This window comes from Chryseobacterium arthrosphaerae (genome assembly GCF_001684965.1).
Lineage (GTDB): Bacteria > Bacteroidota > Bacteroidia > Flavobacteriales > Weeksellaceae > Chryseobacterium > Chryseobacterium arthrosphaerae.
Window position 1 is genome coordinate 2531127 of record NZ_MAYG01000001.1, and the last position, 23643, is coordinate 2554769.

The window sequence follows — 23643 nt, forward strand, 5'->3', positions numbered from 1 at the left end:
TTTTTAAACGGTGAAAATTAATGCTTTCATAAAGTACCGGTCAACATATCAGCTGTAATTGCTCAATATTGATACTTAGATAGGTATTTTTATAGAATAATTTTAAATTTCGATCCTATTCTGATGTTTTTAATTCAAAAAAAGATTCTGGTATTTCGATGTAAGAAGTTTGGGCATATGGATAAAATACCCCGAAAGTATTGGATTATCATGGTTATTTCTGATTGAGTAGCTGGTTTAATAATTTTTTGCAAATTTAATCCTTTTAAATGTTATTAAAGTCACATGAATTTGATTTAATATAAAAATCATCAGTTTTCTGCAGGTTTTACATATGAATATCTTTTATTTTAATGACTGAGGCAAAGCTACTCCTACGTTGCGACAAAACGTGTCGTATTATTTAATCCTTAATGTAAAAAACTAATGTATTACTCCGTACAACAGAAGTAATAAATTCTGTTCTTCAACTGTTATAACTATATGAAAACACTCATCGTATTTTTTATTTTATTCACCAGCATCATTACTGTTTCAGCTCAAGGCAAAGGATCTGAAGGCTTCTATGAGACCTCAGACCATGTCAGGATAAAGTACAAGGTTTCCGGAACAGGAGAGCCCTGCATTTATATTCCCGGAGGACCGGGACAGGGATATCCGTCATTTGAACTTTTAGGAGGAAGCAGTCTTGAAAAAAATATGCAGATGATTTATATGGACCAGAGAGGCTCAGGAAAATCCGCAAAGTCTGCAGACTATCATTTGGATACAATGCTTCAGGATATTGAAGAACTGAGACAACATCTGAAACTGAAAAAAGTATTTCTGCTTGCCCACTCATTTGGGGGAATTATTGCTGTTAATTACGCCAAAAAATATCCTCAGCATACCAAAGGACTCATCCTCTCCAATATCACCCTTCACTTTCTGAATGATGACTCTGTAAAAGAACAGATTGAATATGGAAACAGCCTTTTACAACGTAAAAACAAAGCCATTCCTAAAGACAGTCTTTCTGCAGAACTTTCAAAAATAAGCACTGCATTAAGAAAGAAAAGAATCGGATATAAATTCCTCACAGAGGATGTTGAAACCATTAAAAAGATGGATAAAGTGGATTCTCTCCATCCGCGAATTATTGATTTCGGTATGGCTGTGATTTCAAAGCCTGAAGAATTTCCGGAATATTATGCTGATTACGCACCAATAACAAAAGACATCAAAGTATCGGTGCTGGTAATTACAGGAAAAAAAGATAAAGCCGTAGGAACCCTGCACTATAAGACCTTTCAGTTCCCCCATCAGAAAGTGGTAGTTATCGATGGCGGACATCTTTTGTATTATGAGAGAAATAGGGAGTTTGTGAGTGAAATTGAAAGATTTGTACGTGAAGTAAAATAAAAAGACAATTATGGTTTTCCGTAATCATAAAACTTCATTTTTTTTTAGTTTTGAACAGTTCTAAACCCATAAAATGAAGTTACAATTTAATTTAATTCTATCTGCAATCACATTCATCACGCTGAGTTGCAACGATGGAAAGAAAACAGAAAAAGCAGAAAATGAAACCACATTGAATCATACAAAGATTGGCTCAGATTTAGAAAAGTTAAAAACAGAAGCTTCAAGACTAAGAGGCGGAGGGTCTGTAAAAAATGTTGAATTGAAAGATGGAAAAGCTACCATTACCTACGTAAAAAACTATTCTGAATATAAAGAATTAAATCCACAGTCTAATGTCACAGAAAAACAGCTCAAAGAATATTGGTCAAGTGGAAATGCTATTCAGAAAACATTAGTAGAGGGTTCTGTAAAGCTTATGAAAAATCTTGATTTTATCAACCAAGTAGAAATTACGATTCCATTTGAAAATGAAAATTATAACATTAATGTCAAAAAAGAAGAATTAGAAAAATTTATAAGAAAAGATTTTTCGGAAATCACCAATACCTGGACAGAGAGTTTTATAGATCCGTATGTTTACAATAAAAAAGGAAGACAAGAATTTTATAATAAATTCAATAATAAAAAATAAGAATTCCTTTAAATTAAAACTTCTCAAAAAATAAAACAGTCTGTTTCAGATGGAAACAGACTGTTGCTATTTATTATAATCCCTGCTTAAGCGATTAATAATTAGAATTTCAAATCTCCGTTCACCTCTCTCACTGCATTAGCAGCTTCAGCGAATTTCAATTGCTCTTCAGCAGTCAATGTTACGTTTACAATTTGCTCTACTCCGTTAGCTCCGATGATCGCAGGAACTCCTAAACAGATATCGTTTTGTCCGTACTCTCCTTCAAGCATTAAAGAACAAGGGATCATTTTTTTCTGATCGCATGCAATGGCCTGAACCATTACAGAAACAGCTGCTCCTGGAGCATACCAGGCTGAAGTACCTAATAATTTTGTAAGGGTAGCACCACCTACTTTAGTTTCTTCGATTACATATTTTTGCTGATCATCATTTAAAAACTCAGTTACAGGAACACCGTTTCTTGTAGCTTTGCTCAGTAACGGAAGCATACCGGTATCACTGTGAGCAGCAATTACCATCCCGTCAACATCAGAAATCGGAGCTTCCAAAGCTTCAGCCAATCTGTATTTGAATCTTGCAGAGTCTAATGCACCACCCATTCCGATGATTTTGTGCTTAGGAAGACCTGAAGTTTTGTGTACTAAATAAGCCATAGTATCCATTGGGTTAGAAACCACAATGATGATTACTTCCGGAGAATGTTTTACTAAGTTTTCAGTAACTTCTTTTACGATACCTGCATTGATACCGATTAATTCTTCTCTTGTCATTCCAGGCTTTCTTGGAATCCCTGAAGTGATTACAGCTACATGAGAACCTGCAGTTTTGCTATAGTCTCCTGTTGTTCCGGTAATTTTTGTATCAAATCCGTTAAGAGATGCTGTCTGCATCAAATCCATTGCTTTACCTTCAGCAAACCCTTCTTTAATGTCTACCAAAACTACTTCTGAACAGAAGTTCTTCATTGCGATGTATTCTGCACAGCTTGCTCCTACAGCGCCTGCACCTACTACAGTTACTTTCATATTGTTACTTTTTAAATTATTTTTTGTTAGTTAAGTTTAAATTTGAAACTCCCCAAATTTAACAATTCCTGAAAAAATGCGCAATTTTTCAGGAATTTAATTAGAATTAAAATAAATTAGTTGACGTTCAGTAAAAACGTGTATAGTTTTTTCGCTCCGGAAAGGACTTTACTGTAGTTTTCTTCCGCCACTTCCGTATCCAGAACTTCCTTAAAATTCTTCCACATCGGTCCCGTATTCTCCTGATAACATCCGAAAAAGTTGAAGGTAACCTCATCAAAACCTTCCGTTTTGGAAAGTTGTTTGGCAATTACATTTCCACCGAGAGTTGAACCTTCAATCACATACATCGCTCCCAGTGCTTCATGCTCATTATCAAATTCAAGGTCATAAGAGGCAGTCTGGTTTTTCAGAGAAAGGCTGGTAAGGTCTTTTTCAATAAGTGAAAGCTTCTTTCTTTCATCAAGCTGAAGTTTTTCGCCAAATTTATCCGCCAGGCTGCTGAATATTTTATCTTCACTGTGAAGAAGCATCAGATAATTGGTATGGATGATTTTTTTATAATCTTCCAGGGTGAAAGTTTTATTGAAAATCTTCTCAGAATTAAAGAGTTTTTCTGCTGCATCGTGATAGTCTGCCGTATTTTGCTTAAGATATTCTGATACCATAATAACGTTTTAAAAGTTTCTCAAATGTAAGGCTTTTTGAACGTTAAAATGAAAGAAGTTCCCTCTTTATTACTCTCATAATCCACATTTCCCCCTATCCTTTTCATGATACGGTGTACAATAGACAACCCTACTCCATTTCCTTTAAACTTCTTCGCATTATCCATTCTGTTGAAAATTTTAAACATTTTATGCTTTTCCTCTTCCGGAATACCGATTCCGTTGTCAGAAATACGGTAAATAATGGTTTGTCCGTCTTCCGTGCCTTCAATTTCAACTTTAGGATAATCTTTGTGGGAAGAATATTTCACAGCATTGTTGATGATATTAAGAAATACCTGGTGCAGCATGGTTTTATCAGCCATTACATCCGGGCATTCCTTAATGATAATCTCGCTCGTAGGACTGCCATAGGTCATTTTTGCATTTTCTGAAATTTTCCGGATGGTAGGAATTGTTTTCAGACTTTCAAGCTGTATCTCACTGTATTTGGCACGGCTTAGCTGCAGCACATCATGCATCATTTCGGCCATATTATCAATCTCTTCAATAATGGTATTGATCTTGGTTTTGCTCTTTTCGGAATCATCTTTAAGATTATTTAAAAGCATCTGTGCATTAAGCTTCATTACCGTTAAAGGAGTTCCAAGGTCATGTGAAATTGTGTAAGAAAAGCTGTCAAGCTCTTCGTTCACCTTTTTAAGCTCATCATTAAGCCTTTTGATCGCATTATAATTTTTATGGGAGGTCTCTAAAATCAGATCCCTTACTGCCTGAACGGCACTGATATTTCTTGAATTCCATCTTCTGGAATGTCCTTTGATATTTTCTGTAAAAATGCGGAAAGAAGTTCTTGGCGATACCATCTGTCTTTCTTCTCCGTTCTGAGAGAACACACTTACTGTTTTTTCCGGACTTCCGGCCCAGTTGATGTGCTCATCAAATTCTTTCCGGAACCAGATCAGCATTTCATTTTTATCACGTTCAATAAAGTAAATGATAATGCCGGCCGCATCGTCAGAAAGATTCAATTCCTTACCATGATCCTTAAGAAAATTCCGGCTCACATAGATACGGTCTTTCGTATTGGCAAGTGCCCATTTTATAATCCTGTCTATACTTCCTGAATCGGGAGTAGTTCCTGCTGTTACAATACTTTCATCAGAAACAATGGCAAGACCATCAGCCTCCGGTAGGTTTTTAAGCTCTGTTTTACTTTCGATCAGAGAGTCGGATAAATGGTTGTGTTTTAAAAATTTTGTTTTCAGCTGAGACAGCTTTTCGTTGAGCTCCAGACGATAATTCAGTTCACTTTTTGATTTAAATGAAGAATAGGCATTTGCTGCCAGGGCCGTAAAAATCCCTGCCTGTACTCTGTCCTCAAGATCAATATGCTTGGGCTTTATATTCTGACAGGTCACCAGTCCCCAGAGATGATCATCAATGATGATCGATACGCTGAAGCTTGATGCTACTCCTGAATTTTTAAGATATTGTGCATGCACAGGAGACATTGCTCTGGATGCAGAAAACGTAAGGTCAATATTTTCTTCTTTTTTACTGAGAATAGGGACGGTATCAGCATATACATTGCTGAAGATTCTTTTTCTTTTTTTAAGATAAAGCTGCCGGGCCTGTTTGGGAATATCAGACTCAGGGTAATGAAGACCGAGAAAACTTTCCATATCTTCATTCTTTTTTTCAGCGATCACTTTTCCGGATCCGTCCATCATGAATTTATAGATCATCATCCGGTCATAGTTGACTACCTTTGAAAGTGTCTCAAGGAGATGATCCCAAAGCTCCTGCTCATTGTCAATGATATAAAAATTATCGTATTTGTTGGAAATCCTTTTATCCGGATTGATGATCACCTCTTCAAACTCAAGGAAAATATAGGCGTCACTTCGATATACTGAAAAATGATAGTCTTTACCGTCAATGAAAATCTTATCAAAATACGTTTCATTTTTACGTCTGGTAAACTGTTCCAATGACGTATAGATCTCGGAATCGATAATGCTCTGAAAACTTTCCGGGAAGTCAGAAATCTCTCTTCCGAACAGCTCATCCAAACGTTCGATTTTAAATATATCCGCAATATTCCTGCTGAAGAAAGTAATGGTTTGGGACTCTGCATCAATGCCAATCAAATAACCAAAACTCTGTATGGAACCCGGAATATGGATAGGTTCTTCATGACATTCTACAAAATTCATATCTCTTTTCAGTCTATCTATCAAATATAGCGCTTTTTTCGATCAGCTCTCTCTTTTGTGGTAGCTAATTTCAAAGCAGGCATCAATAGAGGGACACCGCCGGTTTCAAGCTTCTGACCATCAGGATTATTGCATTAAAAAATTTTCTTTTTTTACCACTTTTTAATACGATATTTCTAAAAGTTACAAAAAAAAATCCAGTAATCAAATATTTTATGCTTTAGGCATGATTCATAACATGAATTACACATTATCAGCTAAAATAATTATGTTATCTAAACAAATTTAGCTAAATTTATATCACCAAATAATGAATATGAGAAAAATTCATTGAATTATTCACAATAATTTCAATATAAATTTTAAATTCAAATAATACTATTATGAAAAAGTTCCCATTAATTTTATTTTCCCTGATTCTATCAGTAGGATTATGGAATCCATCAGAAGCATGTACAAGAGTGGTCTATAAAGGCCCTCAGAATACCGTTCTTACTGCCCGTTCCATGGACTGGCGTGATGAGATCCCGGCGAATCTCTGGGTATTGCCCAAAGGCATTGACCGCACTGGCCAGACCGGCCCTAAATCTATAAAATGGACCTCTAAATACGGTAGCCTTATCAGTTCTTCATGGGACATTGCTTCAGCAGATGGAATGAACGAAAAAGGACTGGTAGCCAATTTGCTTTGGCTGGGAGAATCGCAATATCCGAAATTCGATCCTAAAGGAAGTAAAAAGGGACTTGCCATCTCATTATGGGCACAGTATTATCTTGATAATTTTGCAACAGTGAAGGAAGCGGTTGACTTTTCAAGAAAAGAACCATTTGTGGTAGTAAGTGATTATATTCCGGGAACGGAAAGATTTACCACAATCCATCTTTCTATTTCCGATGCTTCCGGAGACAATGCCGTATTTGAATACATCAACGGTAAACTTGTCATTCACCATGATCCGTCTTATACGGTAATGACCAACTCTCCTGTTTTTGAGGAACAGCTGGCGCTCAACAATTACTGGAAAGGTATTCCGGGAACGGTAATGCTGCCGGGAACCAACCGTGCCGCAGACCGTTTCGTAAGAGCTTCTTACTATATCAATGCCATTCCGCAGACTGCCGATACCCGTACTGCTGTAGCCAGCGTTTTCAGTGTGATCAGAAACTGTTCTGTACCTTACGGAATCACTTCCCCCACAGAACCTAATATTTCTTCTACAAGATGGCGTTCTGTTTCAGACCAGAAGAACCTTGTGTATTATTTTGAAACGGTTTTCACTCCGAATACCTTCTGGGTAGATCTTAAAGATTTTGACCTGAGTGCAAAAGGAAAAGTTATGAAACTGGATCTGAGCAACAACCAGACTTACAACGGCAAATCAAATGCAAATTTTAAAGAATCGGCACCGTTCAAGTTCCTGGGATTAAACTAGACATTTCAGCAATAAAGACGATACAGCGTAATTCATAATCATCTGCCCTCCGCATATGAACGGACAGAGACGTGAATAATCACTGAATCTGCAACCATCTCCCTCCTTGGGACTGTCACATCTTTGATTTTGACAGGATGGTTAAATAAACAAAAAAACAAACAAAAAGATATGGCCTTTTTTTCAATCAAAAAGAAAAGTCTGGTCCTCTGTATGCTGGCCTGTGGATTGGCAGCGAATGCACAGATCCAGGATTCTCTGAAGACCCAGCCTCCTCAACAGGAAGAAGACAATGTAAAATATCCGCAGCTGCAGATTAAAGGGCTTTTCCAGGCACGCTATCTCGTAGGAATGTCCAGGGATGTAGATGTAAACGGACTTCATCATACCGATGGCTCCGGGACTGACAATAACTTCATGCTCAAGTACATGAGAGTACAGGTACGGGCACAGATCAGCAAACGCACGGAAGTGGTAGCCCTGGCTAATCTTGCCGATTTTAAAAATGATCCGAAAAGCAGGGTGCTGGAAAATGCTTATTTAAAATATTCCTTCAGTCCCAAGTTGGCATTCACCGTTGGGCAGTTCAGACCCTGGTTCGGTATTGAGGAAACCTATCCTATTGACATTATCAAATCATTAGACTGGTCTAACCAGTACTCTGAGTTTGGAAAACTGGGCTGGACGAGTTTCCAGATCGGGATGTCTGCCACAGGGCAACTTCAGTTAGGAAAAATTCCATTCCAATATGCAGTTTCCGTAGTGAATGGAAATGGTAAAAACCAGATCAATGATAATGATAACGGAAAACAGTATTCTACCCGTATGGTTTTCGGACTGTCTCAGAAATACAACTTCAATGTTGGTCTGAACGGAGGGATCGGGGAAGTATTCAGTAAAAAAGTATATGCCCTGGGTATTGATCTCAGTTCACTGATCAAATTCGACCCGAAATGGAGTCTGGATATGCAGCTGGAAGCTAAACAGGCTACGAACCACGTACTTTACAATTCCATCGCTCCTGAACTAAGACCTGATAATCCCGACCAATACCTCGTACGTGGGGTCTATTTTCTTCCGAATGTAAGATATGAAATCAACCACAAAAACCTCAGCGCCTTCGAATTATCCTGCCGTTACGAATATCTTGATACCAACTTCAGGATGGCTTCCAACCCAAGACAGACCATTACTCCAATGTTCGGCTTAGAGTTCCTGAAGAATTACGGAGCCAGAATCCAGCTCGGTGTACAGTTTGACCGATACAAATATCAGGTGGAAAACACCTCACAATACAACAATAATCTATTCATTGTACAGGTACAAAGTAGGTTCTAATCCTTAAATAGTTATTATCATGAAAGAAATAAATATCAGAAACGTAGCGATCACTTTTGCCGTTGCGTTGATCATATGGTTCATTCCTGCTCCGGAGGGAGTGGCGGAAAATGCCTGGCATCTGTTTGCCATTTTTGCTGCAACCATTTTAGGAATCATTCTTAAGGCTGCTCCAATGGGCACCATGTGTATGATGGCGATTGCCTTTACAGCCCTGACACAGGTTGTTGCTCCCGGAGATGCGGGAAAATCAATTACAAAGGCTCTTTCAGGCTTTGGAGATAAAGTAATATGGCTGATCGGGATTTCATTCTTTATTGCCAGAGGATTTATCAAAACAGGATTAGGAAACCGTATTGCTTTCCTGTTCATAAGAGTTTTTGGTAAAAGCTCACTGGGATTAGCCTATGGGCTTGGGCTGGCAGACGTTTGTCTGGCTCCTGCCATTCCGAGTAATACGGCAAGAGGCGGTGGAATCATCTACCCTATCATGAAATCTATGGCCATCAGCTTTGATTCTGTACCGGAAAAACCGGAAACCCACAGAAAATTAGGATCATTCCTGACGTTGAACAGTTATTATATGAACCTCATCGCTTCTTCCATGTTCCTTACGGGGACAGCGAGTAATCCGATGTGTCAGAAGTTTGCGGCCAATCTTGGTATTGATATTACCTGGATGTCATGGGCAGCTGCAGGTTTTTTACCAGGAGTTGTGGCCTTCTTTATTGTCCCTTTGGTATTATATAAATTGTATCCGCCGGAATTGAAAAAAACAGGTGATGCTCCGAAAATGGCTGCCCAGAAATTAAAAGAAATGGGACCTATTTCCAGAAATGAATGGCTGATGTTACTGGCATTCTTTATTCTGCTCGGACTTTGGATCTTTGGCGGTGCCCTTTCTATTGATGCCACTACAACAGCCTTCATCGGATTAACCTTGTTGCTATTGACCTCAGTATTGACCTGGGAAGATGTAAAAGGTGAAAAAGGAGCATGGGATACCATCGTTTGGTTCGCTGTTCTGGTAATGATGGCAAGCTCTCTGAATGAGCTGGGCTTCATTGGCTGGTTCAGTAACCTTATTAAAGTTCAGATCGGAGGTCTGAGCTGGCAGGTAGCTTTCCCTGTGATTATCATAGTCTATTTCTTCAGCCACTATATATTTGCGAGTGCTACAGCTCACGTAGCAGCTATGTATGCTGCATTGCTGGGTGTAGGGGTTTCTTTAGGAATTCCGCCTATGCTACTGGCCATGATGCTGGGATTCATGGGTTCAATTTACGGAGTACTTACCCACTATGGCCACGGTCCGGCTCCTGTATTCTTCGGAAGCGGTTATGTTGACCTGAAAGCCTGGTGGCTCAGAGGTCTTGAAATAGGTATCGTCTTATTGATCATCTACATGGCTGTAGGTGGATTATGGATGAAAGTTTTAGGATATTATTAATTATTAAATCAAACATATGTTATCAACATTGTCAAGAAAAATGCTGATGTGTCTTACAGGACTTTTTCTGGGATTCTTCCTGTTGATCCATTTCCTCGGAAATCTTCAGCTTTTTCTTCCACAGGAGCAGGCTCACCTGCAGTTCAATGCTTATTCACATTTTTTATCAGGAAATATCATCATCAAAATAGTCTCTTATATTTTGTATGCAAGTATTATCCTGCATGCAGTGGATGGGCTGATCATTACTTTAAAAAATAAAAAATCCGGAGGCGGCTATCAGGCTGACAGACGTGGAAGAGCCAGTAAATGGGCTTCAAGAAATATGGGAATCCTGGGAACATTAATCCTGATCTTCCTCGTCATTCATTTTCAGAATTTCTGGTATATCTACAAATTCGGGAACCCTCCTTTGGACGAAAACGGAAATAAAGATTTATACATTCTGGTGGTAACGGTTTTCAAGGAATGGTGGTACGTCCTTATTTATGTACTTTCCATGGTTGCTCTTTGCTATCACCTGATCCACGGGTTGTACAGCTCCGTAAGAACACTTGGGCTGTACCATCCTAAGTTCGTGAAATGGGTTAAAATCATTGGAACAGCCTATTCTGTTATCATCAGCTTAGGCTTTGCACTGATGCCTATTTATGTATTCTTTACCTATCATTAAACAGATCTATCATGATTTTAGATTCAAAAATACCACAAGGTCCACTGGAACACAAGTGGGAAAATTATAAAAAGAAAGCAAAACTCGTGAATCCTGCCAACCGTAAAAAACTGGATGTAATTGTTGTAGGAACAGGTCTTGCAGGAAGTTCTATTGCAGCTTCACTGGGTGAAATGGGATACAATGTGAAAGCATTCTGTTTCCAGGACAGCCCGAGGAGAGCCCACTCCGTAGCAGCACAGGGAGGTGTAAATGCGGCTAAAAATTATAAAAACGATGGCGACAGTGTCTACAGAATGTTTGTAGATACCCTGAAAGGCGGTGACTTCAGAGCCCGTGAAGCCAATGTATACCGTATGGCGGAATGTTCTTTAAACCTCATCGATCAGGCCGTTGCGCAGGGAGTTCCTTTCGGGCGGGAATATGGTGGTTACCTCAATAACCGTTCATTCGGAGGCGTTCAGGTAAGCCGGACATTCTATGCAAGAGGACAAACCGGACAGCAGCTGCTTCTGGGTGCTTACCAGGGTTTGATGCGCCAGGTAGGAAAAGGTTCCGTACAGCTGTTTTCAAGACATGAAATGCTTGACCTTGTCACTGTAGACGGTAAAGCCAGAGGAATTATCGTAAGGAATTTAGACACAGGAGAAATTGAAAGGCACGCTGCCCATGCAGTAGTACTGGCAACGGGAGGTTACGGAAAGATCTATTATCTTTCAACCTTAGCGATGGGTTGTAATGGTTCTGCCATCTGGAGAGCACACAAAAAAGGAGCTTTAATGGCCTCTCCAAGCTGGATCCAGGTGCATCCCACTTCCCTTCCGCAATCCGGAGATTATCAGTCTAAGCTCACTCTGATGTCTGAATCATTGCGTAATGACGGAAGAATCTGGGTCCCTTTACAACCGGATGAAAAGAGAAAACCCAATGATATTCCTGAAAATGAAAGGGATTATTACCTGGAAAGAAGATATCCTGCTTTTGGAAACCTGGCCCCAAGAGATATTTCATCCCGTGCTGCCAAAGAAAGAATCGATGCAGGCTTCGGAATCGGTCCGTTGAAAAATGCGGTATATCTTGATTTTTCTAAAGCGATAAAAGAACAGGGAAAAGACAGGATCAAAGAGAAATATGGAAATTTATTCGATATGTATCTTAAAATTACAGGATATGATGCCTATCAGGAACCCATGATGATCTCTCCTTCAGCCCACTTCTCAATGGGTGGCCTTTGGGTAGATTATGAGCTGATGACTACCGTTCCGGGACTGTTTGCGCTGGGTGAAGCCAATTTTGCAGATCACGGGGCCAACAGGCTGGGAGCCAACTCACTTTTGCAGGCTTCTGTGGATGGATATTTCATCGCCCCTTATACGATTGCGAATTATTTGGCAGACGAAATTCATACCGGGAAAATTACATCCGATACTCCTGAGTTTGAGCAGGCTGAAAATGCCGTTAAAAACCAGATTCAAGGTTTAATAAATATCAAAGGAACCAAAACCGTCGATTATTTCCATAAGACATTGGGAAAACTGCTTTACGATTATTGCGGGCTGGCCAGAAATAAAGATGGATTACAATACGCCATCCGGGAAATCAGAAAACTGAAACAGGAATTCTATAAAGACGTAAGGGTATCAGGCCAGGGAGATCAAATGAATGCTGAGCTGGAAAAAGCAGGCCGTGTTGCCGATTATTTTGAAATCGGGGAACTGATGTGCTATGATGCTTTAACCCGTAATGAATCGTGCGGAGCGCACTTCCGGGAAGAATTCCAGACTCCTGACGGAGAAGCCATGAGAAATGATGCAGAATATCAGTTTATTTCTGCCTGGGCATGGACCGGTGAAAATAATGAGCCTGAACTGATCAGAGAACCTTTAATCTTTGAAGAAATTCAGCCAACGGTAAGAAGTTACAAATAAAAAAACAGAAATTATGAATTTACATCTTAAGATATGGAGACAGAAAGACAGAAAAAGTGAAGGAAAACTGGTCAGCTACGACCTTACAGACCTGAATCCTCATATGTCTTTCCTGGAAATGCTGGATAGTCTGAATGAAAAACTGATCACCGAAGGCGATGAACCCGTAGAATTTGATCATGACTGCCGTGAAGGAATCTGTGGACAATGCGGAATGATGATCAACGGCATTGCTCATGGCCCTTTAAAGAATACAACCACCTGTCAGTTGCACCTAAGGTCTTTTAAAGATGGTGAAACGATTCTGATAGAACCTTTCCGGGCAGAAGCATTCCCGGTAAAAAAAGACCTTAAAGTAGACAGATCTGCCTTCGACAGAATCATCTCTTCGGGAGGTTTCGTTTCTGTGAATACCGGGCAGGCACCTGATGCTACAGCTATCCCTGTTACCCATCAAACGGCTGAAGAAGCTTTCGATTCTGCAGCATGTATCGGATGCGGGGCCTGTGTGGCTACCTGTAAAAACGGAAGTGCAGCCTTATTTACTTCTGCAAAGATCACGCATATGGCACTCCTGCCACAAGGGAAGGAGGAAAGAAGCAAACGTGTGCTGGATATGGTTGCCCAGATGGATAGCGAACTTTTCGGTCACTGCTCCAATACGGAAGCCTGCGAAGTGGAATGCCCACAGGGTATTTCTGTTCTGAATATTGCGCGGATGAATTATGAATACAACAGAGCGTTGTTTTTCAAAAAGAAATAATTCAGCATAAAGGCTTTTAATCTTTTAAAAATCAACTTCATAGATTTCTATACAGTCTTTATAAAGTTGAAATTAATCCAATATATAAAAAGACAAATTTACCCATAAGTGAATTTGTCTTTTTTGCTTTTTCAACCTTCCGTTCTTGTTTACCCGTTCATGATGGCCACAACCCTTGCCGGAGCTGCGGAGCCGCCCACAATTTTCAGGGGAAATACACAGATTTTGAATCCTGAAGGCGGTAATGCACCGAGATTGGTCAGTTGCTCGATGTGTAAATATTCTTTTTCAATTCCTATACGGTGGCCTTCCCAGAAATATTCGGGATCGTTGAGCTCTCTGGCTTTTTTGGCCATATATTTCAAAGGAAGATCCCAACCCCATTGATCAATTCCCATTACTTTTACGCCCTGATCGATGAGCCATTCTGTAGCTTCTTTACTCATTCCTGTTCCTTTTTCTACAAAATCTGAAGTTCCCATCAGTTTGTCGCGATCGGTTCTGATCAGTACAATATTTCCTTCCTGTATGGTGATTCCGTTTTTATCCAGATCTTTCTTCAGATCATCTATAGTGATGGCAACAAAGTCTTCCTTATGGGTACAGTCGATCACAATACCATCTCCATAGCACCACTCCAGCGGAATCTGGTCTATCGTTTTGGCAGGTTCTCCCTCTACTACCGGCCCGTAATGCCATGGAGCATCAATGTGAGTGGTAGCATGAAGGCCCATATTTTTAATTGTGTCATCTGCCCAGCCTGTCCAGTTTTTGGGAAAAAGTCTGAAGGGAAGGTTCAGGGCAAGCCGGATCAGCCAATGTGATTTTCTGTGAGGTTTATGTTTGATCTTTACTCTCATGAACCAGGGGTCTCCTGCATTGTACTGAATGGGTTTTGTAAGATCGACAATTGTTGTTTTCATATGATTCAGCTAAGAAAACAAAGATAGTGAATAAGGCAAAAATACGAACAGATGTAAGCTTCTTTATCTGGGATTGGAGTCATCAGATTTTTAATAAAATAAAATTTCAGTTTCTTATTGCCCACTTTATTCTAACTCTATCGGGTTTTCATATTTTCTATTTTCTTCTCTTTCTTTTTGTCTTTGCCTTATCATTTCCTGACCTTTTATAATAGTGGTTTCAGAACTTTGAAGGATACCAATTAAATTTGCATTAGCATCTTTTAACGCTTTTTCAAATTTCGCTTGAGTTGTTTCAATAGCTTTATTATATCGGTTTTCGTTTATCTTAATTAATTTACCTTTTAATTTAGATGCATTTATAGAGTTTACAAGCTCAAAATCATACTCTTCTTTATCATCCGTTATTTTAACAATCAATCCAGGCAACCCGCTAAATTTATATGGCCCATAGGGTAAAGGAATTTCGGGAGAATACCAGGCGATCCAATTTCGTCCCTTAAAGGTAACTTCTGCTTTTTTACAATTAATTGTGTTTATTATTTTTGTGTCGCTACTCAGTTTCCAATCTTTAATGATCGGTTCTTTATAGGTGAGTATGGACATTCCAACTAAGTTAAAATACTGTATATTTTCATTTGATTGTATTATGGTAAAGGAAAATTTTGTTTTTGGGATGGATACTCCTTTCGAGCTTAACAGTTTTGCTCCATTTTCCAAAGTTTTTATTGGAAGTGCTTGGAATACGGAATCTCTTTTCAGTGATTGAATACTCACAAAAAAAGCACGTTGATCGCCTATCTGTAATGAAAAAAATTCTTCATGTGTATAATCAGGAGTTAATGTATTTAATTTAGCTTTTAATAAATAGGTAAACTCCCCCCTCAGAGTATCTTTTTTATGTAATTGAGAAAAAAATAAAACACTAAAAAATAAGGTTAATAATTGAAGTAGTTTTTTATTGTAAAACATAGAATTATTTTTGAATGCAAAAAAAAGAAACACTTATAACCCAATAATAAAAGTTATAAGTGCAAATAATTAATATGAAACAAATATTAATTACAATAATTTGCTTCAAGATTAGCAAGCCACTGATTAGCTTGTTGAGGAGTCCAATCTTGGGTTGTAGTAGCAGTCTGACCACAAAATTCTGCAATCCAAACTTGTTTAGTTCCTCCTTTTACAGTTTTAAGGTCTTCACGAGTCATTTTTTTAATTTTTTTCATACAATATGTTTTTTAATTAAGTCTCAAATATATACAACTAATTCATATCCATACGATGTTTTTTATTATGTTAAGCAGTTGTTTATCTGGAAAAACATACTTTTTACTTGAAAATTTTTCGTGTAAAACTGAACTGATTTGATGATATTACTTAAACAAAAAAGCAGTTGTTAAAAAAATGCTTTTGATTATTTTTGTATAGGTTAAATAATGAATCCCGAACAGAAATTTTCATAGCTAAAGTTAAGTTGAGCGTGTGTATGGTTTTTGAACTTTCAGCTTCAGCCTTGTAACCTTAAAAGCCTCTGGGGATCATAATCTTCTTCGGGTCATTCTGATCATACATGATTTCTACGGTTCCCTTTTTTGGAACGGATGACAGGTTCAGACGGCTGACAATTTTCTTATATACAGCAATATGTTCGGTTCCTCTGAAATCTTTAAAACTTAACTGAAACATGATTTGAGGCTGATCATTCACTGTGAGGCCTGTTTCACTTACACTGATGATCTGGGCTTCAGCATTTCTCCCTGAAAAAAGAATGCGTTCTTCTTTTGTATTTTTAAAAAACCTGCCGAAAATCAACTGAAAAACCAATACGTAGATAATCGTCATGACTCCACTGAAAATAATCGGATGCATGAATGTCAGAAACCTCCAGCCAAAATCAAAGGATTCCCTCATATAAAAATAGCAGTATAAGCCAATGACATACCCTATCAGCAATCCGGTAAAAATAATTCTCAGCATCATCCCTGATGTGTTCAATCCTACTTTCTGATCACTTAAAATAAAGTAAGGTTCCTTTGATACCTGAGGATTCAGCAATATTTTGACCTTGTTTCCGACGTCAAATCTTTTTTCCTGTGGCCTGGAATCATGAAACATCATTTTATGTTCTATCACCGTATTGCTGAGATTGGGGAATGAAAGCATAACCTGAATGAGATTCATATTCTTTTCAGGAAAATACTTGAGCAGTTTATAATCAATAATTTCGGCTTCTCTTGGAATTCCGTTCCGAAGAATAGATTTTATCGTATTTTTCTCTTTAAAAGTGGTAATGAAAAGCTTATTGATAAAGAAAATGATTATGTATCCCCATATCAATAAAGAAAAACCGAGATATCCATAGCTCACCGCTAATGAATTTCTCGGTTCTGTTGCCAGCTCCTCAGTCAGCATATATAATAAAATAGGAAAAGGAGCGCAGAAAAAAATGAAAAAAGCTCCCCAGAAAATAATCAGAAATTTCATAGCTGCTATTTTGTAATCAGCAATAAAGTTATGATATTATTATGGAACCGGAGATCTCTTTTTATACTTCTTTTTCGAAATAAAGCCGGTAGTATTTTCCTTTATCATCCTCACCCATTTCTATTTTCTGCCGGTCTCCGTGGATGTAGATATGGAAGTTTTTATCTAATTTAATAATACTTTTAAAGTGTCTCTGCGTCTTTTTTACTGCGGCTTCACTGATCGGGAATTCCTCAGCAATATTCACCTGCATATCCTGTTCGTAATCTGTTTTAAAATTTACGAAACTTTCAATCACATGCTCATCTCCCAATACTTCATTCGCAAATTCATCCAACTTAAACTCTTCTTTTTCTTTGAAGAAGTTAATCGATTTATTCAGGAAATCCGCCTGATCAGCTTTTGAAACCTCAAATTCCTGTGGAAGCTGCTTGGTAATATAATCTTTGTAAACCATCAAAGCTTCCTGCGTGTGGAAATATTCGTCATCACGCTGTTTTACTTTTAAGAAATCCTCGAACCAGTAATACATATCCCCGTTTTTGTTGTTGTCAACAACGGAAAGTACATACCCTGTATCCTTATTATTATTGTAGATCAAAGCTGCCTTATCAATTTTAGACAAACCGATTCCCTGATCTTTTTCAATATCAAATGTTTCTTCTGCAGGATTGATTTTCAGGAAAGATTCTCTCTTCTCTGTTTTAAAGATCCCGATCTTGTCTACTTTATCAGGACGGTCGCTCTCGTCTTCAAAAAGGACGATAAACAATTCTCCGCTCTGAACCCTTGGGTTCTCTGCCGCTTCGAAAAGGTGTTTTGCAATATTTTCAGACTCCCAAAGGAATTTGGATTTATCATCAAAAATTTCTGATACCGCACTGTAAACCGGATTATTTACCAGATAGGTATCACTGTAAAAATGGAAGGTTTCTTCCGATTTGAATGATCCTAAGAAGTAATCTTCCAGCAATTCTGCCATTCCTTCTTCCAGCTTCAATTCCTCTTGTGAAAGTGTCAGGGAATCTCCGTTGATCTTATTTCCTACTCTGTGTACTACTATTTTTGAAAACATTTTTCTGAATATTTGGACTGCAAAGATATTCATTCTATCCTTCACATGAAACTGAAAAATAGGATTGATCTTATCCTGGGTTACAGTGGATTCTTAACCATAAAAGGCATAAAAGCTTTTATTTTAAACACTTCAATTCACTTCAGAAAATTGAAAATAATGCTTTAAAAAATACAATTAAGAAAATCAAAGATTTTCAAAAACTTCAGTGCCCTTCTTCTCCATAAAGCCTGTTACTTCAAATAACTTAAGTGTTATAATACTTTTGTTACTAAACAAATACGGCTAATCATGAAACTCTGAAGATAAAGAACTTCCGGTTTTTTCCAATTTGATAATAACCTTATCATTTTGACATGCTTCTCTGTCTAAAAAATTCACATATAAAAACCACAACATAATCATTATCAATATTTTAAATAGAATTCAGTTTCAACGGAATACCATTGGCATCATGATTTGAAAACATCAGAAAATGGACTTAAAAACATTAAACAGAATTGATACACTGAGAAGATTAAAAAGCAGAGGTCCCAAAACTCCGGCATGGCTGAAGCCTTACCATATGCTCTTCTTCGCTTTCCTGGTCGTTTTCATCTTTGGAGCATTCATGAAACTGCTGGAACAAAATCACAATTAAAATATAATACTATGAACTATTTACAAGCGGTAAAGGAAATCACTGAAGTGGTTCCCGGTTTTGAAAATGAAGTGAAAGATATCACCATCCAGAACTCATACAGCATCATCCGGACATTCACAGAACGTATAAAAAATATGATCCGCCAGAATGACAGTAATCTGCTGTTCAGAAGCTTACAAAAAATGGACAAAATTTACACTGACGGAGACGCTGTCTTAAAAAATGCAATTGAGACCACTTTTATCTATTCTCTGGACAATTTTACAGCATTTTGCAGCGCAGAGTACAGAAAAATGATCTTTAGTCATATTTCTCCTGACCTTCAGAAGATCTATTCCAGACAAATTTACAGTCACGGGATATAAAGCTTTTGTTACATTTTTTATCCGTTTCATTACAAAGTGTTTAAATTAAACAAAATTAAAAATAACTCACAATCAATAGATTATGAAAAATAAAATCAGAAAAATTTCGGACTGGAAAACCTGGAAAACCACGACCAGCAGACACAATACAGAGATATTGCTCACTCACATTGCGGTGATCATAGGAGTATTTATTTTTGCGGCCTGTATTTAAATTTTGGTATACATTTCGCTGCAATACTAAGTGTTTGAAAAATTCTTAATTATGATGAAAGTACAAATGCAAACTATTAATCAAAAAATAGCTGTTGAATACTTAAAATTTTTCTATCCGCCACTTCGCAATGAGATCACACAGTTATCTGTACAGGATAATTTCGCCGGGATTATGCAGGCTACGGTCAATTATCTGAAAAATCTTCTTCAGGAATCGAAGATCAATATCATTGCCCATCACATCAAACTGATGGACTGGATTTACAGAAACGGGAATTCGTATGTAAGAACGATGATCGAAAACCTTTTCGTAAGATCTTTCGAAAGTTTTAAAAAACACGCCAAGATCCAGCATTGGAAACTCCTTTACCAATACATGCCTGTGAGCTTTCAGATCATTTATAATGAACAGCAGAAGCAGGATCAGATGTATTTCGGGAAGTAAGTTTTCAACAAACTACAGCGTTGAAGGCTGAGAAAGCAAAGAACAATTCAATGTATAAGTAAAAAGAGCAGATTAAAATCTGCTCTTTTTTGTTTCCAGGAACAATATTTATAGAATTTTAGTTAATTTTAACTGTTGAACAGACTCAATTTCTCACCATGATTGAAATAAGGAAATACTCGAATCAGGAAGTGCATCCTGAGCCAAGACGGGTTATAAAATATACGTTGTTCTGGTGCCACAACGGGAGTGCTGAAATTCTGATTGATGAAAATATTTTCATGTTGAAAACCGGACATGCAGTGACCATTACTTCGGGGCAGTTTCATCAGTTGAGATCTGTGGAGGGGGAACTTACCGCTCTTGAATTTACTTTAGATTTCTTCAGTAAAAGCGACAGTGATATTGAGCTGATCTTTCACAACGGGCTGTTTTGTCATTTCGGAATGAATGAAATGATCAGGGTTCACAATTCTTCCTTATTTTCGGAAATTCTGAGCCGTATTGAAAAAGAAATTCATGAAAAGCCTTATCAATATCTGATATCCACCCATGCTCTGGTGGAATTGCTGTTGGTGGAAATCAACCGCAGTAAAATTGCAAATGGTGATGAAATCTGGAAACCGGATGCTTTGTTTTTACAATTCCTGGAAAGTGTGCGGGATCATTTTTCACACAATTATCAGCTCTCACATTTTGCGGATCTCCTGGGAACTACGGAAGCTAAACTGAATGAAGTTTCCAAGCTGCACACCAATAAAACTGCGCAGAATGTCATCTACAGTCTTACAGTTTCCGAAGCCAAAAGACTGCTTCTTTATGAAAAACTGACTGTAAAGGAAATTGCGTACCGGCTTGGGTTCAATGATCCTTTTTATTTTTCCAATTTTTTTAAAAAACATACTTCAAAATCCCCTAAAGATTATCAGAAAGCGATAATCACTTCCTCATAAATTGGTAAACCGGGGCCCGCTTCTTTTTCCGGTTTTAAAATATTACATGCTTTTCTCAACATTGTCTATTCTCCGGACCGCACTTTTCCCGGAACTTTGTCCCTGTAATCAAAACATAAAAAAATGAAAACTCAGCAGGACACAGCCGTTTTCTTATTGAGAATAACACTGGCAGCAGGATTTCTATCAGCAGTAGCAAGCAGGCTGAACCTTTGGGGAAGTCATTCTTCAGGCTGGCAAAACTTTGTACATTATACCGCAGAAACCAATTCGTTTTTACCACAATCATGGGCTTCTGCGATTACTGTACTATCAACCATTACCGAACTGTCCACCGGAATATTACTTCTTGTAGGGTATCAGGTAAAAAGGGCCGCATGGTGCGCTTCTATTCTGACTTTATTATTTGCCATCGCCATGAGTATTTCCTTTGGGATTAAAGAACCTTTGGATTATTCGGTATTTGTATTCAGTGCCGGCGGATTTCTGTTGAGTACATTTCCTCATTATAAATGGACGTTAGAACAACTTTTACATCAATCATAATTTAAAAATTCAAGATCATGAATACCAACATCCACGATTATATCGTAAAAACAGAACAGAAAGAATGGCAGCCACTTATTGAGAAAGGCATTCATTATGAAGGTATATCCGTAAAATCATTAAAGTTTGATCCGGACAAGAACCGCTCCACTACTATTCTTTTAAAGTTTGAACCGGGAGCAGGCTACCCTTATCACAATCATCCAGCCGGAGAAGAACTGTTTGTCATGGAAGGGGATGCTGTCATTGCAGGAGCTCACCTGGAAAAAGGAGACTACCTGTATACACCCCCCAATTTCAAACATTCTGTGAAGTCTGAGCATGGCTGTATCATTCTTTTCGTTGTACCGGAAGAAGTGGAAATTCTTTAGATATTTCCCATATCACAACAAGCTGTAATAAAGAATACCTTTTAGGGATTCAGGATACTTTCCTGTTCTTTATTACAGCTATTAATAGTCAAAGATATATTTGAATTCTACCGAACACTTCAAATTGCTTATCTATAAAGATTTTGAATAAATGCCATCCCCTTTATTTTGGTAATTCCGGCGGACGCATTTTGTATTTGTAGCTGTTCAGGGTTTTTAAAAATGCCACAATATCAAATATTTCCTCATCGGTCAGATTCAGTTTTCTGATCATTTCAGACTTGTGTGGAAATCGGGGATCATTGATCTGTTCTTCTTTTGGGGTTTCGCTGCCCATTCCGGCATTGTACATCATAACGACATTCGCCAGCTCAGGGAAAAGCCCATTGTGCATATAAGGTTTATTCTCAGAAACTTCTCTCAGGGTTGGAGTTTTGAATTTCCCGACATCTTCATTTTTATTGGTCACACTATATCTGCCCAGGTCTTCATATTTTTCGCCATAATAGGTAAGACCCAGATTATGGAATTTCTGGTCAGAAAAATAAGGGCTATTGTGACAATTGATACAGTTCGCTTTGGTCCGGAATAAGTGCAGGCCGTTTACTTCAGAATCCGTCAGGGCATCTTTTTTTCCGGAAATAAACTGATCAAATTTTGAAGGTGAGCTTATCAGGGAACGTTCAAATGTAGCAATTGCTTTTGAAATTTTATCTTCGGTAATTTCCCCGTTTCCGAAAGCTTTCACAAAGAAAGGTTTATAGTCTTTAATTTTTCCGATATTCTTTACAGCCAGCGACATATGAAGGTTCATTTCCACCGGGTTTTCTATCGGGGCTTTTACCTGTTCTTCCAGTGTTGTCACACGTCCGTCCCAGAAAAACGTCTTTGCGTATCCTATATTCAGCAAGGTAGGGGCATTCCGGGTTCCTGTCTGCCTGTTGTGACCGGAGGAAACCCTGCTTCCGTCTGACCATCCTGTTTCAGGGTTATGGCAGCTGGCACATGAGATCTGCCCGCTTCCCGAAAGTATCGGATCAAAGAACAGCATTTTCCCCAATTCCATTTTATCTTCGGAATAGGGATTATCTTCAGGAAATTTCATTTCAGGCAGAGCTCCTATATCCTCAAACCCATCTTTAGCTTCACTGAATAAATGAGGAAGAGGCCACTTGGACCGGTCTCCACTGCTGTAAAGGGTACGCAGCTCTTCTACGGTATATCCCGTAGGGTCATTAGAAGTATAGCTCAATAAAGATATTATACCGGCAACCGCCAGAATAGCTAGATATCTGTCTTTCATTTTTTAATTATAAACATTCAGCTTTACAGACGCCAACTGATTGTCTTTCCGTTATCATCCACTTTATTTTTATAGAACTATCCTCAAAGTCAGGCTGTATTATTGGTTTACAAATATATTTTCTTTTGTCCTTTGATAAGAGCATACATTGAATTTCTTTTCGGAAGGTATCAATTCCCACAGCTAATTTTTTAAGGTACAGTTTCTAATCCTGAAAGTTTAAGACCGTCTTCTTCATCTTTCAGCCAGAAAATAAACTGTACTCCTTCGTGGCCGTCTCCCAGTTCATTGGGTCTGTCTATTGTATACAGTACAATATAATCTCTCCCGCCTTCTCTCGCCTTATATTTATCAACGGAAAACTTTATTTCTTTCCGTTTCAGTCTTTCCAGCAGGTCTTTATTAAAAACAGGAATTAAATATCTGGTATAAAAAGTCTTTTGATCAACAATCGGGGGCTTTTCCGGTGCGGCATCAAAACATACATAGCAGTATAATTTCGGAGTCGTGAGTTTCTTTAGAGCCTCAATATCTCTTTTCTCAATCAGTGTGATCAGCTGTTGGGTAAATTCTTCGGACCGCATTTGTGTTTCCTGTTTTGATTCAGGTGTTTTTTGTCCATACACCGCTAAGTGAAGACATAATGCAAATAATATTGACAGGTGTTTCATTATAAGACAGATTTAGTGTGATAAGAAAAATACTATTTAAATTTCATACTGATAATCAGCAAAAAAGATACAAAAAATTCTTTCATATCTTATTTTACAGATTCACACTT

25 protein-coding genes are annotated in these 23643 nt (G+C 38.0%); 15 read left to right on the plus strand and 10 right to left on the minus strand.

What is annotated here, in order from left to right:
• The first annotated feature begins 483 nt into the window (after positions 1 to 483).
• On the plus strand, positions 484 to 1401 hold the full coding sequence (locus tag BBI00_RS11375) for an alpha/beta fold hydrolase (RefSeq protein WP_065398877.1): 918 nt from the start codon (positions 484 to 486) through the stop codon (positions 1399 to 1401).
• A 73-nt stretch (positions 1402 to 1474) separates the two neighbouring features.
• A complete protein-coding gene (locus BBI00_RS11380) occupies positions 1475 to 2035 on the plus strand; it encodes a hypothetical protein (RefSeq protein WP_065398878.1) in 561 nt (186 codons plus the stop codon).
• A 101-nt stretch (positions 2036 to 2136) separates the two neighbouring features.
• On the opposite strand, the gene BBI00_RS11385 is transcribed toward BBI00_RS11380, so the two are convergent.
• The 3 genes from BBI00_RS11385 to BBI00_RS11395 all read right to left on the minus strand — a co-directional run bounded on the left by BBI00_RS11385 (position 2137) and on the right by BBI00_RS11395 (position 5974).
• Positions 2137 to 3063 carry a malate dehydrogenase gene (locus BBI00_RS11385; RefSeq protein ID WP_065398879.1) on the minus strand — a complete coding sequence of 309 codons (927 nt, stop codon included), beginning with the start codon at positions 3061 to 3063 and terminating at the stop codon, positions 2137 to 2139.
• A 116-nt stretch (positions 3064 to 3179) separates the two neighbouring features.
• Complete coding sequence (locus BBI00_RS11390; protein ID WP_065398880.1) at positions 3180 to 3731, minus strand: biliverdin-producing heme oxygenase; 552 nt, start codon at positions 3729 to 3731, stop codon at positions 3180 to 3182.
• Positions 3732 to 3751: 20 nt separating this feature from the next.
• Positions 3752 to 5974, minus strand: a complete 2223-nt coding sequence (locus BBI00_RS11395; protein WP_228394752.1) for an ATP-binding protein — start codon at positions 5972 to 5974, stop codon at positions 3752 to 3754.
• A gap of 359 nt (positions 5975 to 6333) precedes the next feature.
• On the opposite strand from BBI00_RS11395, the gene BBI00_RS11400 reads away from it, so the two are divergent.
• The 6 genes from BBI00_RS11400 to BBI00_RS11425 all read left to right on the plus strand — a co-directional run bounded on the left by BBI00_RS11400 (position 6334) and on the right by BBI00_RS11425 (position 13535).
• Positions 6334 to 7383, plus strand: coding sequence for a linear amide C-N hydrolase (locus BBI00_RS11400; protein WP_065398882.1), 1050 nt, complete (start codon positions 6334 to 6336; stop codon positions 7381 to 7383).
• 171 nt (positions 7384 to 7554) lie between these two features.
• Positions 7555 to 8721, plus strand: coding sequence for a porin (locus BBI00_RS11405; RefSeq protein ID WP_065399717.1), 1167 nt, complete (start codon positions 7555 to 7557; stop codon positions 8719 to 8721).
• 19 nt (positions 8722 to 8740) lie between these two features.
• Entirely contained in the window at positions 8741 to 10171 is a 1431-nt protein-coding gene (locus BBI00_RS11410; RefSeq protein WP_065398883.1) for an anion permease, read from the plus strand.
• A 16-nt stretch (positions 10172 to 10187) separates the two neighbouring features.
• Positions 10188 to 10844, plus strand: a complete 657-nt coding sequence (locus BBI00_RS11415; RefSeq protein WP_065398884.1) for a succinate dehydrogenase cytochrome b subunit — start codon at positions 10188 to 10190, stop codon at positions 10842 to 10844.
• 11 nt (positions 10845 to 10855) lie between these two features.
• Positions 10856 to 12772 carry a fumarate reductase/succinate dehydrogenase flavoprotein subunit gene (locus BBI00_RS11420; RefSeq protein WP_065398885.1) on the plus strand — a complete coding sequence of 639 codons (1917 nt, stop codon included), beginning with the start codon at positions 10856 to 10858 and terminating at the stop codon, positions 12770 to 12772.
• Between the two features lie 13 nt (positions 12773 to 12785).
• On the plus strand, positions 12786 to 13535 hold the full coding sequence (locus BBI00_RS11425; protein ID WP_065398886.1) for a succinate dehydrogenase/fumarate reductase iron-sulfur subunit: 750 nt from the start codon (positions 12786 to 12788) through the stop codon (positions 13533 to 13535).
• 149 nt (positions 13536 to 13684) lie between these two features.
• On the opposite strand, the gene BBI00_RS11430 is transcribed toward BBI00_RS11425, so the two are convergent.
• From BBI00_RS11430 to BBI00_RS11445, 5 genes are all read right to left on the minus strand, one after another.
• Positions 13685 to 14458, minus strand: coding sequence for a cyclase family protein (locus tag BBI00_RS11430; RefSeq protein WP_065398887.1), 774 nt, complete (start codon positions 14456 to 14458; stop codon positions 13685 to 13687).
• 126 nt (positions 14459 to 14584) lie between these two features.
• Complete coding sequence (locus BBI00_RS11435; protein WP_065398888.1) at positions 14585 to 15430, minus strand: GLPGLI family protein; 846 nt, start codon at positions 15428 to 15430, stop codon at positions 14585 to 14587.
• A gap of 86 nt (positions 15431 to 15516) precedes the next feature.
• Complete coding sequence (locus BBI00_RS23325) at positions 15517 to 15687, minus strand: bacteriocin-like protein (RefSeq protein WP_165602517.1); 171 nt, start codon at positions 15685 to 15687, stop codon at positions 15517 to 15519.
• A 295-nt stretch (positions 15688 to 15982) separates the two neighbouring features.
• Positions 15983 to 16945, minus strand: a complete 963-nt coding sequence (locus BBI00_RS11440; protein ID WP_065398889.1) for a hypothetical protein — start codon at positions 16943 to 16945, stop codon at positions 15983 to 15985.
• Positions 16946 to 17006: 61 nt separating this feature from the next.
• The gene (locus tag BBI00_RS11445; protein WP_065399718.1) at positions 17007 to 18020 is read right to left on the minus strand and encodes a nucleoid-associated protein; all 1014 of its coding nucleotides are present in this window, start codon (positions 18018 to 18020) and stop codon (positions 17007 to 17009) included.
• A gap of 475 nt (positions 18021 to 18495) precedes the next feature.
• Here BBI00_RS11445 and BBI00_RS11450 point away from each other — a divergent pair, with 475 nt between their 5' ends.
• The 7 genes from BBI00_RS11450 to BBI00_RS11475 all read left to right on the plus strand — a co-directional run bounded on the left by BBI00_RS11450 (position 18496) and on the right by BBI00_RS11475 (position 21559).
• Complete coding sequence (locus tag BBI00_RS11450; protein WP_228394753.1) at positions 18496 to 18660, plus strand: hypothetical protein; 165 nt, start codon at positions 18496 to 18498, stop codon at positions 18658 to 18660.
• Positions 18661 to 18671: 11 nt separating this feature from the next.
• Positions 18672 to 19028 (plus strand): DUF7674 family protein, encoded by a 357-nt coding sequence (locus BBI00_RS11455; protein WP_065398890.1) that lies wholly within the window; start codon positions 18672 to 18674, stop codon positions 19026 to 19028.
• An 82-nt stretch (positions 19029 to 19110) separates the two neighbouring features.
• Positions 19111 to 19242 (plus strand): hypothetical protein, encoded by a 132-nt coding sequence (locus BBI00_RS23680; protein WP_262487256.1) that lies wholly within the window; start codon positions 19111 to 19113, stop codon positions 19240 to 19242.
• Positions 19243 to 19293: 51 nt separating this feature from the next.
• A complete protein-coding gene (locus tag BBI00_RS11460; protein ID WP_034699318.1) occupies positions 19294 to 19689 on the plus strand; it encodes a DUF7674 family protein in 396 nt (131 codons plus the stop codon).
• A gap of 158 nt (positions 19690 to 19847) precedes the next feature.
• Entirely contained in the window at positions 19848 to 20642 is a 795-nt protein-coding gene (locus tag BBI00_RS11465) for a helix-turn-helix domain-containing protein (protein ID WP_065398891.1), read from the plus strand.
• Between the two features lie 123 nt (positions 20643 to 20765).
• Complete coding sequence (locus BBI00_RS11470; RefSeq protein WP_065398892.1) at positions 20766 to 21188, plus strand: DoxX family membrane protein; 423 nt, start codon at positions 20766 to 20768, stop codon at positions 21186 to 21188.
• A 17-nt stretch (positions 21189 to 21205) separates the two neighbouring features.
• On the plus strand, positions 21206 to 21559 hold the full coding sequence (locus BBI00_RS11475; RefSeq protein ID WP_065398893.1) for a cupin domain-containing protein: 354 nt from the start codon (positions 21206 to 21208) through the stop codon (positions 21557 to 21559).
• Between the two features lie 163 nt (positions 21560 to 21722).
• On the opposite strand, the gene BBI00_RS11480 is transcribed toward BBI00_RS11475, so the two are convergent.
• Positions 21723 to 22862 carry a cytochrome-c peroxidase gene (locus BBI00_RS11480; RefSeq protein WP_065398894.1) on the minus strand — a complete coding sequence of 380 codons (1140 nt, stop codon included), beginning with the start codon at positions 22860 to 22862 and terminating at the stop codon, positions 21723 to 21725.
• Between the two features lie 191 nt (positions 22863 to 23053).
• Complete coding sequence (locus BBI00_RS11485; protein ID WP_123902264.1) at positions 23054 to 23533, minus strand: hypothetical protein; 480 nt, start codon at positions 23531 to 23533, stop codon at positions 23054 to 23056.
• Positions 23534 to 23643: the final 110 nt, after the last annotated feature.